Annotated in this window: 20 protein-coding genes; 18 read left to right on the forward strand and 2 right to left on the reverse strand. The window is 45.0% G+C overall.

The features are described from left to right. Positions 1 to 6 precede the first annotated feature (6 nt). Both C2755_RS04300 and C2755_RS04305 read left to right on the forward strand, forming a co-directional pair. Positions 7 to 324, forward strand: coding sequence for a metalloregulator ArsR/SmtB family transcription factor (locus C2755_RS04300; RefSeq protein ID WP_215321937.1), 318 nt, complete (start codon positions 7 to 9; stop codon positions 322 to 324). 17 nt (positions 325 to 341) lie between these two features. Then, on the forward strand, positions 342 to 560 hold the full coding sequence (locus tag C2755_RS04305; protein ID WP_215321939.1) for a DUF2892 domain-containing protein: 219 nt from the start codon (positions 342 to 344) through the stop codon (positions 558 to 560). A gap of 66 nt (positions 561 to 626) precedes the next feature. On the opposite strand, the gene C2755_RS04310 is transcribed toward C2755_RS04305, so the two are convergent. Both C2755_RS04310 and modB read right to left on the reverse strand, forming a co-directional pair. Continuing rightward, complete coding sequence (locus C2755_RS04310; RefSeq protein WP_215321941.1) at positions 627 to 1,739, reverse strand: ABC transporter ATP-binding protein; 1,113 nt, start codon at positions 1,737 to 1,739, stop codon at positions 627 to 629. Next, positions 1,739 to 2,392 (reverse strand): molybdate ABC transporter permease subunit, encoded by a 654-nt coding sequence (gene modB / locus C2755_RS04315; RefSeq protein WP_215321942.1) that lies wholly within the window; start codon positions 2,390 to 2,392, stop codon positions 1,739 to 1,741. Before modB ends, C2755_RS04310 begins: the two co-directional genes overlap by 1 nt. Positions 2,393 to 2,493: 101 nt before the next feature. Here modB and C2755_RS04320 point away from each other — a divergent pair, with 101 nt between their 5' ends. From C2755_RS04320 to C2755_RS04395, 16 genes are all read left to right on the forward strand, one after another. Then, positions 2,494 to 2,835: a helix-turn-helix transcriptional regulator gene (locus C2755_RS04320; RefSeq protein WP_215321943.1), complete on the forward strand. Its 342-nt coding sequence runs from the start codon at positions 2,494 to 2,496 to the stop codon at positions 2,833 to 2,835. A 35-nt stretch (positions 2,836 to 2,870) separates the two neighbouring features. Then, complete coding sequence (soxC, locus tag C2755_RS04325) at positions 2,871 to 4,271, forward strand: sulfite dehydrogenase (RefSeq protein ID WP_215271982.1); 1,401 nt, start codon at positions 2,871 to 2,873, stop codon at positions 4,269 to 4,271. Next, positions 4,255 to 5,346: a c-type cytochrome gene (locus C2755_RS04330; protein WP_215321944.1), complete on the forward strand. Its 1,092-nt coding sequence runs from the start codon at positions 4,255 to 4,257 to the stop codon at positions 5,344 to 5,346. The genes soxC and C2755_RS04330 overlap by 17 nt, the downstream gene beginning before the upstream one ends. 83 nt (positions 5,347 to 5,429) lie before the next feature. After that, positions 5,430 to 5,882, forward strand: a complete 453-nt coding sequence (gene soxY, locus C2755_RS04335) for a thiosulfate oxidation carrier protein SoxY (protein WP_215321945.1) — start codon at positions 5,430 to 5,432, stop codon at positions 5,880 to 5,882. A 56-nt stretch (positions 5,883 to 5,938) separates the two neighbouring features. After that, positions 5,939 to 6,247, forward strand: coding sequence for a thiosulfate oxidation carrier complex protein SoxZ (soxZ, locus tag C2755_RS04340; RefSeq protein ID WP_215271985.1), 309 nt, complete (start codon positions 5,939 to 5,941; stop codon positions 6,245 to 6,247). 34 nt (positions 6,248 to 6,281) lie between these two features. Next, positions 6,282 to 7,121, forward strand: coding sequence for a sulfur oxidation c-type cytochrome SoxA (gene soxA, locus C2755_RS04345; protein WP_215321946.1), 840 nt, complete (start codon positions 6,282 to 6,284; stop codon positions 7,119 to 7,121). Between the two features lie 18 nt (positions 7,122 to 7,139). Beyond that, positions 7,140 to 7,745 (forward strand): sulfur oxidation c-type cytochrome SoxX, encoded by a 606-nt coding sequence (gene soxX, locus C2755_RS04350; protein WP_215321948.1) that lies wholly within the window; start codon positions 7,140 to 7,142, stop codon positions 7,743 to 7,745. A gap of 45 nt (positions 7,746 to 7,790) precedes the next feature. Further along, positions 7,791 to 9,521, forward strand: a complete 1,731-nt coding sequence (gene soxB / locus C2755_RS04355; RefSeq protein ID WP_215271988.1) for a thiosulfohydrolase SoxB — start codon at positions 7,791 to 7,793, stop codon at positions 9,519 to 9,521. Between the two features lie 29 nt (positions 9,522 to 9,550). Then, the gene (locus tag C2755_RS04360) at positions 9,551 to 9,988 is read left to right on the forward strand and encodes a DsrE family protein (protein WP_215321950.1); all 438 of its coding nucleotides are present in this window, start codon (positions 9,551 to 9,553) and stop codon (positions 9,986 to 9,988) included. 61 nt (positions 9,989 to 10,049) lie between these two features. Beyond that, positions 10,050 to 10,952 (forward strand): MBL fold metallo-hydrolase, encoded by a 903-nt coding sequence (locus C2755_RS04365; protein ID WP_251368540.1) that lies wholly within the window; start codon positions 10,050 to 10,052, stop codon positions 10,950 to 10,952. A 58-nt stretch (positions 10,953 to 11,010) separates the two neighbouring features. Beyond that, a complete protein-coding gene (locus C2755_RS04370; protein ID WP_215321951.1) occupies positions 11,011 to 11,328 on the forward strand; it encodes a hypothetical protein in 318 nt (105 codons plus the stop codon). A gap of 20 nt (positions 11,329 to 11,348) precedes the next feature. Next, positions 11,349 to 12,470 carry a YeeE/YedE family protein gene (locus C2755_RS04375; RefSeq protein ID WP_215321952.1) on the forward strand — a complete coding sequence of 374 codons (1,122 nt, stop codon included), beginning with the start codon at positions 11,349 to 11,351 and terminating at the stop codon, positions 12,468 to 12,470. Positions 12,471 to 12,494: 24 nt separating this feature from the next. Beyond that, complete coding sequence (locus C2755_RS04380; RefSeq protein WP_215321953.1) at positions 12,495 to 12,932, forward strand: YeeE/YedE family protein; 438 nt, start codon at positions 12,495 to 12,497, stop codon at positions 12,930 to 12,932. Between the two features lies 1 nt (position 12,933). Then, on the forward strand, positions 12,934 to 13,374 hold the full coding sequence (locus C2755_RS04385; protein WP_215321954.1) for a YeeE/YedE family protein: 441 nt from the start codon (positions 12,934 to 12,936) through the stop codon (positions 13,372 to 13,374). A gap of 60 nt (positions 13,375 to 13,434) precedes the next feature. Continuing rightward, on the forward strand, positions 13,435 to 13,779 hold the full coding sequence (locus C2755_RS04390; RefSeq protein WP_215321955.1) for a TIGR01244 family sulfur transferase: 345 nt from the start codon (positions 13,435 to 13,437) through the stop codon (positions 13,777 to 13,779). 16 nt (positions 13,780 to 13,795) lie between these two features. Then, positions 13,796 to 14,215 carry a thioesterase family protein gene (locus C2755_RS04395; protein WP_215321956.1) on the forward strand — a complete coding sequence of 140 codons (420 nt, stop codon included), beginning with the start codon at positions 13,796 to 13,798 and terminating at the stop codon, positions 14,213 to 14,215. The last annotated feature ends 6 nt before the right edge of the window (positions 14,216 to 14,221 follow it).

Genomic DNA, 14,221 nt, shown 5'->3' on the forward strand with positions numbered 1-14,221 from the left:
CCCATCATGCCAGTACTTAAGGACGGTATTAATATAGAGAAGATGCAGTCATCAGCAGACGAGGCTTGTCGCTTGATGAAAGTGCTCTCAAATAGAGATCGCATGCTGTTGCTATGCCAGATAAGTCAGGGGGAGATGTGTGTTGGTGAGCTCGAGGAATGTCTTGATATTCATCAGTCTACATTATCTCAGCAACTCACGGTTCTTAGAAATGAAGAGCTGGTCCAAACCAGAAGAGATGGTAAGCAAATCCATTATTCACTTTCCAATCAGATTGCTTTGAAAGTGATGAATGTGCTTTATCAAAATTACTGCAGTAAATAACCAAAAGGGGCCTTAATATGAAATGCAATGTCGGTGGTGTTGATCGTATGTTACGTATGGTAGTTGGCTTGGTATTAATAGGTCTAGCCGTAACCGGAACTGTAGGTATATGGGGTTGGATTGGTGTTGTGCCTCTCGCAACGGGGCTATTTAGATTTTGCCCGGCGTACCGACTCCTAGGGGTCAATACTTGCTCTACTGATTCTTCATGTGGCGGCAGCGGTTGCTGTAAATAAAAGTGAAGCTATATCGCTGAAATCAGAAAGAGTTTGCAGATTTTGCATCACTCTTTCTGAAAATCTCTAGTTGCTATCAACAAATCGCCTAGGATCATTGATTGGCCGCAATGGCATGATGTGAATTTGATTGCCATTTAATTCAATATACATTTGGCTGCCAACTTCCATATTCAATCTTTTCACTTCAGCTGCTGATGCAACCCATTCAATTTTATGTATGCTATTTTGAATTTGTAGTTGGATCACCGCAATTTGGCCTAAGACACTAATCTCTGCAGCAATCGCTGGAGTGCTGGTCAAGGTTGGTGCGTTATGGATACTCAAACCATCTTGCGGAATCACCCATGCTACTTGGGCATTGGCGGGGATTTTGCCTTTATCGGCCACGGAAAAGGTTTTATCGCAGCCATCCCAAGTGAGATTGCCCGCATTAAATATCCCATGAAATAAATTGCTAATGCCAACCAACTCGGCTACACGCGAGTTTCTAGGTCTTTGAAATAGCACTTGGGGCGCTGCCGTTTGTAAGCTGATGCCGTTATCAATCACGGTAATACGGTCGGCAAGCAGATCGGCCTCACGCAAATCATGTGTAACCAACACAATCGGAATGTTTAAATCCTTGCGTAAATCAGCAAGAGTTTTATATAGACCTTGTCGCGTTGGCGCATCAACAGCGGAAAATGGTTCGTCTAACAATAAGATCTTTGGCTGTCGTGCCAATGCGCGAGCAAGTGCTACGCGTTGCTGTTGTCCGCCCGAGAGTTGGTGTGGAAAACGATGGGCAAGTTCAGCAATGCCCATGCGACCTAGCCAGTCCTGAGCAAGGGCTTTACGTTCAGCCACCTTATGTGCAGAATTCTGTAAAGGGATGAGAACATTCTCAAGCGCGGATAGATGCGGGAAGAGAGCGTATTGCTGAAATAAAAATCCACAAGAACGTTGCGCGGGAGACAGGTTCTGTATTACTCCTGCAAGTTCATTGGCCTCAAACCAGGTCTCACCATCACATTCAATTTTTCCAATCTTAGCTTGGCTGAGGCCGGCAATCGTTCTCAGAGTGCTGGTTTTGCCGCTACCAGATGGCCCCACAAGAGCATGCAATTGACCAGCTGCACATTCCAGCGTAATTTGCAGAGGGTTAGGGAGTGCTTGGCTTATTTTGAGTTTAAGCATCAGCCCCTCCGTTGGCGCTGTTGGGAGACGCTTTTGCCAAAAACACCATATGAAAGGGCAATTGCAATCAGAGATATACCTAGCAGCAATAAGGCCAGTGCGCCGGCGCCTGAGGTATCAAAACTTTGCACTTTGTCGTAGATCGCAATCGATACTGTTTTGGTTTCTCCGGGGATTGCGCCCCCAACCATGAGGATGACCCCAAATTCACCTAGGGTATGAGCAAAGGTCAGCACTGCGGCACTGGTAATGCCTCTCCATGCCAGTGGAAGCTCAATCAAGCGAAAAATTTGCCAATTGGATAGGCCGCTGACTTGGGCGGCCTCAATAATTTCCGGGTTGATAGCTTCAAATGCGCGCTGAATCGGCTGTATTGCAAAAGGCAGGTTGACTATGAGGGAGGCAATGAGGATTCCGGCAAAGGAAAACACCAGTGGAATACCTAAAAAAGTCTTTCCGCCCAAGCCAACCAAAAGGTAATAGCCCAAAACAGTGGGAGGTAAAACGAGTGGCAGGGCTAGGGCAGCTTCCACCCAGGGTTTGCTTCTATTAAGGCCTAAGAGGCTATGGGCAACCCAAACTCCAAATGGAAGGATGAGGACCAGGGTCCAAAGCGCCAGCTTAAGCGAGAGAAGGATTGCATCCGTATCCATGGCTTGATTGTATTGCTAAGCAATGTAGGGTATCTCACTATACCGATTTACCTGCTTAAAGGGTCAAATATATGCGTATACATGCATATATTAAAAGGCTAGTGAAATTGAGGGTAAAGGTTCAAAAGGCGACAAAAAACTTATCTCCAAAACAGATGGAGAAGGTATTTGCGCATGTGGCTGCTTATTTCAATGTTCTATCTGAGCCCGCACGTTTACGCATCATGTATGCAGTCTGTAGCGGTGAAAAATCCGTCTCTGAGGTTGTAAAGATGTGTGGCACAAGCCAGGCCAATGTTTCGAGACATTTATTGGCGCTTCATAAAGCTGGAATTCTAATGCGCCGCAAAGAGGGTGTAACGGTTTATTACTCGATTGCGGATAACGCAACCGTAGAGATGTGTCAGACAGTCTGCGCAAAGATTGCTGAAAGCATTCATTAAGTTTTGCAGTAAATCACTTTTCAAGTAGAGGTCAAATGACTAAGAAGCAGATTGAATTAAGTGCCGAGGATATCTCGGCGGTTGAGAAGCCGGCTAATAGAGCTCGCTTGGTGAAAGCGCCCGAGCACTTTATCTCTCAGAAGTTAATTGCCGATATCAATTCAAATGGACTAGATGAGACCCGTCGCGGCTTCTTACGTAAGGGCTTTTTATCAGCCATTGGTGGTGCAGCTGCTGGCCTGGCTGCCCCAATGGCTTTTGCTGCTGGAGAAGGCGATCCCGCAATTCTTGAAAAGCAAGAGTGGCAAACCACTTTAGGTAAAAACGTTGCCACCATGCCATATGGCGTGCCATCAATTTACGAATCTAACCTCATTCGTCGTGAATCACCTGGATTAACGCGTGTATCTGCAGCATCTGTTGCATTTACTCCGCTGCAAGGATTATTCGGCACTATTACCCCGAATGGTTTGCACTTTGAGCGTCATCACCAAGGTTGGTACAACATCAACCCTGAAACCCATCGCCTCATGGTGAACGGTTTGGTGAAGAACGCTCGCGTCTTTACGATGAATGATTTAATGAGATTGCCTTCAGTTTCTCGTACCCACTTCATTGAGTGCGGTGCTAATACTGGATTGGAGTGGGGTAACGTTGCGGTGCCAACCGTGCAATATACCCACGGCATGCTATCTTGCTGCGAATTCACAGGTGTACCTCTTAAGGTATTGCTTGAAGAATGCGGCGCAGATTTGAAAAAAGGCAAGTTCATGCTTGCCGAAGGTGGTGATGGTTCAGGCATGACGCGTACGATCAATCTTGAAAGCTGCTTAGAAGACGCAATCGTTGCCTGGAGTATGAATGGCGAAATGTTACGCCCAGAAAACGGCTTCCCATTGCGCCTAGTAGTTCCTGGCGTGCAGGGTGTCAGCTGGGTGAAGTGGTTGCGTCGCCTAGAGGTTGGCGATATGCCTTGGAATGCGAAAGATGAAGCCGTTCACTATATTGAGCTCATGCCAGATGGCATGCATCGTCAATACGCATCCATTCAAGAATGCAAATCGGTAATTACTACACCTTCTGGTGGCCAGCAATTGCTGGATAAAGGTTTTTATAACGTGAGCGGTATGGCTTGGTCTGGTCGCGGCAAGATTAAGCGTGTTGATGTTTCTTTCGATGGCGGTAATAACTGGCGTACTGCTCGTTTAGAGACGCCAATTCAAACCAAGTCTATAACTCGCTTCAATATTGATTGGGTATGGGATGGATCACCGGCAATATTGCAATCTAGAGCAGTGGATGACACTGGTTACATCCAGCCATCGATAAAGGTCTTGCGTGATGCACGAGGTAATCGATCTATTTATCACAATAATGCTATTCAGTCATGGAAGTTAGATTCAAACGGTGAGGTAAGCAATGTACAAGTCGGTTAATTTTATTGCTCGTTTGAGTCTGCTAAGTATTGCAGTATTAGCTGCCCAGATTTCGTTTGCACAAAGTACACAGGGCTCCGCTAAGTTTCCGGGTATTGGAAGAAATGCAACTCCTGCAGAAGTCATGGCTTGGGATATTGATGTGCGCCCAGACTTTAAAGGCTTACCAAAGGGATCTGGCTCTGTTGAGCAAGGTCAAGTAATTTGGGAATCTAAGTGCGCTAGTTGTCACGGTGTTTTTGGTGAGTCAAATGAGATCTTTACTCCGATTGCTGGTGGAACAACTGCTGATGACGTGAAGACTGGCAGGGTCGCCTCTTTGTTAGATCGTAAGCAGCCTCAGCGAACTACTTTGATGAAGGTGCCAACTGTATCAACATTGTGGGACTATATTTATCGTGCCATGCCTTGGAATGCGCCGAGATCACTTACCCCGGACAATACTTATGCGCTGGTGGCATATATTCTCAGCTTGGGTGAAATAGTCCCGGATGATTTTGTATTGAGTGATGCCAACATTGCCGAAGTCCAGAAAAAAATGCCTAATCGTAACGGCATGACTCGTAATCATGGTTTTTGGAGTGTTAACGGCAAGCCGGATGTTAATGGCTCTTCTTGCATGAACAATTGCGTGAAGTTTGTGCAAATTGGATCCACTCTTCCAGACTTCGCCAGAAATGCTCATGGCAATATTGCTGAGCAAAATCGCTTGTATGGCCCATATCGTGGTTCAGACTCCACCAAACCGCCTCTTGCTAAGTTGCCTGGAACGACGGGTGAGGGATTGGCCCATGCGTCCGATACTCATGCTTCCTCCAACAAGGGTCCAGCTGCGCTATTTAAGAATGAGAACTGTTCAGCATGTCACGCACCGAACGCCAAATTGGTTGGCCCATCCATTGCTGATATTGCAGTCAAATACCAGGGGCAGAGCGGTGCTTTGGATAAATTGATGGCTAAAGTTAAAAATGGTGGCTCAGGCGTATGGGGTTCAATTCCAATGCCGCCACAGTCGCAGTTATCGGATGAGGATCGCAAGGCTTTGGTTACCTGGGTGCTTTCTGGTGGTAAATAAATAAGATGTATCAGTACTAACCAGCATGCTTTATTGGTTAGCAGGTAATATATTCACGGTAAATGATTATTAAAGGAGTTTTTATGAATCAGCAGCGACGCAGTTTATTGAAATATTCAGCGGTTTTCGGTTTAATGGCTTCTGCGGGTCTCATTAGTGTGGTCCAAGCTCAAGAATGGAATAAAGCCGCATTTGAAGGCAAGAGTCTTGATGATGTATTTAAGATTCTAGGTGCAGGCAGTCCAGATAAGTCTAGCGCTGTTACTTTGAACGCCCCAGATATTGCAGAAAATGGTGCGGTAGTTCCGGTTGGAATTGTCACTACCCTTAAAGCAGAGCAAATGGCAATCTTGGTTGAGAAAAACCCAAGCGCCTTGGCTGCGCAGTTCTATATTCCTACAGGCACTGAGCCTTTTGTTACTACTCGTATCAAGATGGGTCAAACCTCTAATGTGTATGCCTTGGTAAAGGCTGATGGCAAATGGAGTATGGCTGTTAAAGAAGTGAAAGTAACTTTGGGTGGTTGCGGCGGTTAAGCACTCTCAATCCAATTAAATACCATTAATAAATTACTAGATTAAAAGAGGAACATATGTCTGATCCAATGCGCGTAAGAGCAGCCGAAAACGGCGGAATTGTGGATGTAAAAATTTTGATGAAGCACGATATGGAATCTGGTCAGCGAAAAGATGCTGCTGGCAAAGTGATTCCTGCATGGCACATCACCACTATCAATGTCAAAGCAAATGGTAAAGATGTTTTGAATGGTCAGTTTGGCCCTGCGGTCTCTAAGGACCCATTCTTGAACTTCAAATACAAGGGCGCCAAAGGCGACAAGATTGTTGTGAGCTGGATCGATAATAAAGGCGACAAACGTACTGATGAAGCCACTGCTTCTTAATATCAATACGAAAATATAACTAAAAAGGTTACCTATGAAGACACGCATCTATTGCGGACTCTTGGCGGCGGGTTTTTTTGTCCTCCTACAGGGCTGTACCAGTCCTGGAAAAAATGAAGATAAACCTGTCGTTGGCGGTAGCGCAGCAACTCAAGAGATTGAAAAATATCGTGCGATGCTTGCTGATGGTAACCCTTCTGATTTATATGAGGCAGCTGGTGAGGATATTTGGAAAAAGCCGATGGGCCCCAAAAATGTCTCACTTGAAAAGTGTGATTTGGGTATGGGGCCTGGTGTTGTTAAGGGTGCCTATACTCAATTACCAAAATACTTTAAAGACACAAACAAAGTTCAAGACCTTGAGTCACGCTTAATTACTTGTATGAGCAAAATGCAAGGTTATGACGCTAACGAAATCATTAAGGCTGGTTTTGGCAAAGGTAAGCGTAAAGATATTGAGGCTGTAGTTGCTTACGTTGTTGCTGAATCAAAAGGTATGCCAATTAATGTTGTTGTTAAGCACCCTAAAGAAAAGCAAGCCTTTGAGATGGGTAAACAATCCTTCTTCTATCAAGGCGGCCCAATGGATTTCTCATGCGCCTCATGTCATGGCTCTGACGGTAAGCGTATTCGCTTGCAGGATCTGCCTAACATCACGACACAAAAAGGTGCAGCAGCAGGTTGGGGTTCATGGCCGGCTTACAGGGTTTCAAGCGGAACTTTTTGGACGATGCAGCAGCGTTTAAATGACTGCTATCGTCAGCAGCGTTTCCCTGAGCCAATATATACCTCTGAAGATACCATTGCGGTTTCAATGTATATGGCTGTGACAGCCAAAGGTGGCACTATGACTGCACCAGGACTGAAGCGTTAATCGCTGGAGATAAATAATATGAAAAATAAATTATCCTTATTGGCGTTAGCGCTATTTATATCCGCCGGTGTTGCTCATGCTGCAACGCCTTTTGAAAATATGATGTCCTCTAGTTTTGAGGCAAAAGGTCAGGCCGGTCTTGATCGTTTGGTGCAGGATCCTGCGCAGAAGTTTTGTTCTAACCCAGCCAACTTGGATGGCGGTGGCGATCTAAAGGTGAGGGAGAAGATTCAGAGCGAAAATATGGCTTCCATTAAGCAGCCATCTGATGGCAAGTACATTGGTAACTGGAAGAATGGGGAAAAGATTGCTCAAAGTGGTCGGGGAGCTACTTGGTCAGATAAAGCAGGTTCAGAAATTGGTGGCGGCTGCTATAACTGCCATCAAATTGATCCCAAGGAAATCTCCTATGGAAATATTGGGCCCTCTTTAACGGGTTATGGAAAAATGCGCGGCTACTCTAAAGAGGTTGTGGTCTATACATGGAATCGTATTAATAACTCCAAGGCCTATAACGTATGCAGTAATATGCCGCGTTTCGCTCATGCCAAACTTTTAAATGAGCAGCAGATTCAGGATGTCATGGCCTTGCTGCTTGATCCGGCCTCACCAGTTAATCAATAAAGTATAAAAACAGGCCGACAGGCCTGTTTTCACAAAGGGAATGTTATGTCTTTAAGTCGTCGCGATTTTCTGCAGGCCTTAGCTATTGCATCTGCAGGTGGAATGAGTTTGCAATCAAACTTTGTTAACGCACAAAGCACTGCGCAAAAATTTTATGACTTACCTAAATTTGGTAATGTTCACTTTTTGCACTTTACAGATTGCCATGCTCAACTATTGCCAATTTATTTCCGTGAGCCTAATGTAAACCTTGGTATCGGTGCGCAGGAAGGTAAGACCCCGCACTTGGTTGGCGAATATTTCTTGAAGGCAAATGGCATTGCACCAGGCACTCGTGATGCTCATGCCTTTACCTATTTAGACTATGTGGCTGCTGCTCAAAACTACGGCAAGATGGGTGGATTTGCTCATATGGCCACTTTAATTAAGCAAATGAAAGCCAATCGTCCTGGTGCTTTATTGCTAGATGGTGGGGATACTTGGCAGGGCTCAGGTACTGCACTTTGGACTAATGGTCAGGATATGGTTGATGCCGCTCTTGCTTTAGGTGTTGATGTGATGACTCCGCATTGGGAAATGACTCTTGGCGAAAAGCGCGTCATGGAAATCGTGAATGGCGACTTTAAGGGCAAAGTTTCATTTGTAGCGCAAAACATTAAAACAGCGGATTTCGGCGACTCAGTATTTAATCCCTATGTCATGAAAGTGCAGAACGGTATTCAGGTTGCCATTATTGGACAAGCATTCCCGTATACGCCCATTGCAAATCCCCGCTACTTCACTCCTGATTGGACCTTTGGTATTCAGGAAGAGAATATGCAAAAGACTATTGATGAGGTTAGATCAAAAGGCGCAAAGGTAGTGGTGCTTCTATCTCACAATGGCATGGATGTAGATTTGAAAATGGCCTCCCGCGTACGCGGACTAGATGCTATTTTGGGTGGGCACACCCATGATGGTGTGCCTATTCCGGTGAAGGTAAAGAATGCTGGTGGAGTAACTCTAGTTACCAATGCTGGGTCTAATAGTAAGTTCTTAGGAGTGCTGGATTTTGATGTGAAAGGTGGTAAGCCAGTAGATTTCCGCTATAAGCTATTCCCAATTTTCTCTAATATGATTCCAGCGGATCCAGCGATGAATAAGTTGATCGCTAAAGTCAGGGCTCCGTATGAAGCTAAGCTCAACGAGAAGTTAGCAACTACAGAGGGCCTCTTGTATCGCCGGGGTAACTTTAACGGTAGCTTTGATCAACTCATCTTGGATGGATTGATGGCACAGAAGAATGCAGAGATTGCCTTCTCTCCAGGCTTCCGTTGGGGTACCAGTCTATTGCCAGGTCAAGCGATCACGCGTGAGAATCTTTTAGATCAAACCGCGATCACCTACCCATACACTACTGTTACCAATATGAGTGGTGAAACAATTAAAACTATTCTTGAGGACGTCGCTGATAACTTGTTTAATCCTGATCCGTATTATCAGCAAGGTGGTGACATGGTCCGCGTCGGTGGAATGCAATACACCATTGATCCAGCACAAACCGCTGGTAAACGTATTTCTGATATGCGCTTAAATGGTAAGGCTATTGATGCAAACAAAACCTACAAAGTAGCTGGTTGGGCGCCAGTCAGTGAGGAGGCGAAAAATGCAGGAGGCGAAGCAATTTGGGATGTCATGGAGCGCCACTTGCGCGATGTCAAAGTTGTTAAAGCGGTTAAGCTCAATGAGCCAATCATTAAAGGTGTGTCAAATAATCCTGGCATGGCCCCAATTTAATTAGCCATATAACTACACGAGATCTAAGCATGAAAAAACTACTTTCTATTATTACTGCTTTAGCCCTGACATTGGGATTTTGCTCTGTCGTTTCAGCTCAATCATCTGGCCCTACCAAAGTGGTTTATCACATTGATGATGCAGAAACTCAAGGTCTAAAAGGCCTGCGCAATATTCGTAATCATTTGGATACAGCCCCAAATACCATCATCATCGTAGTGACTCATGCCAATGGAGTGGATATGTTGATGGAAGGCGCCAAGGATAAGAAAAATAATGTGGAGTATGCGCCATTAGTTGGAGCCCTTAAATCTCGTGGTGTGAAGTTTGAAGTGTGTGAGATCACTTTAAAGAATCGGAATTTGAAAAAAGATCAATTCACGCTGGATGCAGATTTCACACCATCAGGCGTGGTGCGAGTTGCCGACTTGCAATACAAAGATGGTTTTGCCTACATCAAGCCTTAAGTAATTTAGTATGAATTGCATTAAGAGTCTTGCGGGGATCCTTTTGGGGTTCCTTATCTTTTTGAGTTTTGCTTTTGGCCAAAGTAATCCTGCTGATCATATTCAGCTCAAACCTACCCAAGTCGCACCTCATACTTACTTTGTACAAGGTTTTCCAGAGATGGGGAGTAGTGCTAACCAAAACTTCATCTCCAATACTGGGTTTGTTATAACTCCAGATGGTGTGGTGGTGGTAGATGCTTTGGGATCACCTATTCTTGCGCAAAAATTAATTGCGGAAATTAAAAAGATTACTCCGCAGAAAGTTGTCGCCATTATTGTGAGCCACTATCACGCAGATCATGTCTACGGTTTGCAAGAATTTAAAAAAATCGGTGCGAAGATTTATGCCCAAGGTGAGGGGCGAAATTATCTTTCTTCAGAAACAGCGAAGCAACGCTTAATTGCTTCAAGAACTGATTTTGCGCCCTGGGTAAATGCAAATACCAAACTCATTTCTGCTGATGTATGGATCGATCAAAAATTGAAATTGACGATTGGCGGCATTGATTTCTTTATCAGCAGAGTGGGGCCTGCTCATGCTCCTGAAGATTTGATGGTGTACGTTCCATCCGAAAAAGTGCTTTTTGCGGGTGATCTGGTGTTTAGGGGCCGCATTCCATTTGTCGGAAATGCAGATAGCAAGGGGTGGCTGGCGGCCTTGGATGAGATCGAAAAATTAAATCCCAATATCGTCATACCTGGTCATGGGGGTTATTCAGTTCATCCGGCCGAAGATATTGCCTTTACTAGGGGCTATTTGAAGTATTTGCGTGAGTCGATGTCTAAAGCAGCAATAAACCTGGATCCTTTTGAGGACGCCTATAAGCAAGCTGATTGGTCGGAATACGAAGGGATGCCGCTCTTTAGAGCTGCAAACCGCATGAATGCCTACAACGTCTACCTGTCTATCCAGGCGGAGTAGGGCAAATTCAGCCATTGGGCCTTAAAATAAAGGATTAATGCTAAATCCTTGATTTGTAATGAAAATGATTTTCCTTCGATCCTTTGTGCTAGCCGCATCCAGTGCGCTCATGAGTGCGCCTGTGCTGGCTACTCCGGATTTAGTAAATGGCAAAACTATTGATCAGCAAAAGTGCTACGCCTGCCACGCCAAGAAAACGGGCTTTGGAAATGGCGACATGATTTACACCCGCTCGGATGGCAAGGTGAAATCTCTGGCCGATTTAAAGAAGATGGTTTCACTCTGCAACGCAGAGCTTCGCCTTGACTTATTTCCCGAAGATGAAGCTGACGTTGCTACTTTTCTTAATCAACAATTTTATAAATTTAAACCTTAATTTTTCAAGACACGGTCACCATGGATGTTGTAGATATTAATTCTTTAAGTAAGTTAGTCCTTTGGGCAACTTTTGCCATTACCTTTTTCTTAGGTGCGGTCATGCAAAAGACTGGATTTTGTAGCATGGGCGCAGTGTCTGATGTTTTCATCATGTCCAGTTGGGATCGTTTAAAGCAGTGGTTCTTGGCTATTGGTGTTGCCATCATTGGTTTTACCCTGATGTCTTATTTCGGGTTGATTGACCCCCTGAAGAGTATGTATACCGGTAATAAATTCTTATGGCTCTCCACTATTGTGGGCAGCGTTATGTTTGGCTTCGGGATGGTGTTGGCCTCAGGCTGTGGCAGCAAAACATTAATTCGTATTGGTGGTGGTAATTTAAAGTCGATGATTGTCTTTATGGTGCTGGGTTTAACCGCCTATATGACATTGCGTGGGTTCTTGGGTGTAATTCGCATTAATACCCTAGATACTTTTTTCATAGCCTTTAATACCCCGCAAGACTTACCCAGTTTGTTAAGTGGGCCTCTCGGTATTGCGCGCCCAACTCTTCATTTGGTCTTGGGCTTAATCATTGGTTCTGCGTTTATTGCATATGCTTTGGCAAGAAAGGCATTTTGGACTGCTGAAAATATCTTTGCGGCTATAGCTGTCGGATTGGCGATCTGTGCAGTATGGTTTGTATCTGGCAATCTTGGTTTTGTTGCTGAAGACCCAAATACTTTGGAAGAAGTGTTTTTAGTAACGAACTCTGGCCGTATGGAGAGCTTATCTTTTGTAGCCCCATATGCATATTCACTTGACTGGCTCATGATGTATAGCGATACGTCTAAAGTTTTAACCGTTGGCATCATGGCTGTTTTAGGAATGATTCTGGGTTCTGCGGCAGTCTCTATTGCAACGAAATCATTCCGTTGGGAATCTTTTCGCAATTCTGAGGACACAGCAAATCATTTAGTTGGCGCTGCATTAATGGGCTTTGGTGGCGTAACTGCTTTGGGTTGCACTGTAGGGCAGGGTTTGAGTGGCATTTCTACGCTTGCCCTTGGTTCAATACTGGCTTTACCAGGATTTATTTTTGGGGCTTATTTAGGCCTACGTTACTTGCAGGTACGTCTTGCCCCAAACCCTTGCAGCTAAGTTTATAAATTGATAGATTAAATAATGCAAATTGACTGGTTCTCCTTTACACCCATTCCTTCTTTATTGGGGGGAATGATTCTTGGGGTTGCTGCAGCTCTTTACGTATTGCTTCATGGGCGTATTCTAGGAATCAGTGGCATTGTTTCTGGCTTATTGCATCCCAAATTAACTGACACCGCATGGCGTCTGAGTTTGGTTTTGGGCTTGGTATCAGCTCCATTTATGGCGGCACTTTTTTTTGGAATATTCCCCGTTGTAGAGATTGAGTCTGATTGGATTGCGATTGTGATTGCAGGTATTTTGGTTGGCTTTGGGGCCCACTACGGTTCAGGCTGCACCAGCGGCCATGGGATATGCGGACTCTCGCGTTTATCTCCGCGCTCCCTCGTTGCCACTTGCGCCTTTATGTTTGCCGGCTTCGTGACCGTTTTTATTCTTCGTCATTTGATCGGAGTCTAAGATGAAAAAACATTTTGGCCTTTTCAGTCAGTATGCAATTGGTGTACTTTTTGGTTGGGGTTTAATCATCTCAGGCATGAGTAATCCCCAGAAGGTATTGGGCTTTTTGGATCTAACGGGTCTTTGGGATCCATCCTTAATGTTTGTAATGTTGGGTGCAGTAATGGTCGGGCTTGGCGGGTTTTATGTGGTCAGCAAGAGGACTGAAGCGTTTTTTGGTGGCGCCTTGCATATCCCAACCCGTAGAGATATCACGAAGCCCCTCGTTATTGGCAGCCTCATTTTTGGTGCGGGCTGGGGAATTGCTGGATTTTGCCCTGGCCCAGCCTTGGTTGCCTTGGGTGCTGGGCACCTGAAGGCCCTGGTATTTGTTGTTGCCATGCTTGTGGGTATGGAAATAAGCGAGCGTTTCTTCTCGGCTCATAAAAAGGCTTCCAGCTAAGTTCGATAAGCCTGATTTAAAATCAACCCTATTACGTCATTATTCAATGTAGAGGGTTTCATGAGTCTTCCTATTTCTTGCCATAGCGATCAGTTCGGTACCATCGGTCAGATCGACGCCAGTCATTTAGCTGAAATTGCAGCACAAGGTTACAAGAGCGTGATTAATAACCGTCCTGACGGTGAGGGCGGCCCAGATCAGCCAACCAATGCCAGCATTCAAGCTGAAGCAGAAAAGTTAGGTTTAAATTACGCCTACCTACCAGTTGTACCTAGTGCAATCAATGTTGATCAAGTAAGAGAGATGGCCCGTTTATTGAGGACCATGCCCGGACCGGTATTGGCATTTTGTCGCTCTGGTGCGCGCTCTACGAATCTGTATCAACTTGCATTGCAAGTGAAATAGGAAGTTACTGGCCGTCATGCGTATCGCCATCCCCGAAGAAAGAAAACTGGTTCATGAAATGATCATGCCCATTCGTTGGGGTGATATGGATGCGTATGGACATGTCAACAATACCGTGTACTTTCGGTATATGGAGCAGGCTCGCTGCGAATGGATTACATCTTTGGGCTATGACGTAGCTCCTGGTCGTGAGTCTATGTTGATGATTAATGGCTTTTGTAATTTCTTTCAACAACTCACTTACCCAGGCGAATTAATTCTAAAGACTTCCATTGGCGCTATTGGTAGAACAAGCCTGGATCTTTACACCAGTATGGCTTTAACTACCGATCCCGAAGTAGAGGCTGCTATTGGTGGTGCAACCATGGTTTGGGTAGATCTCACCACGAATAAGTCAGCGCCTTGGCCTGAGCATGTTTTACAACAGTTGCGCTAGTTAATT

The organism is Polynucleobacter sp. MWH-S4W17 (assembly GCF_018687535.1).
GTDB lineage: Bacteria > Pseudomonadota > Gammaproteobacteria > Burkholderiales > Burkholderiaceae > Polynucleobacter.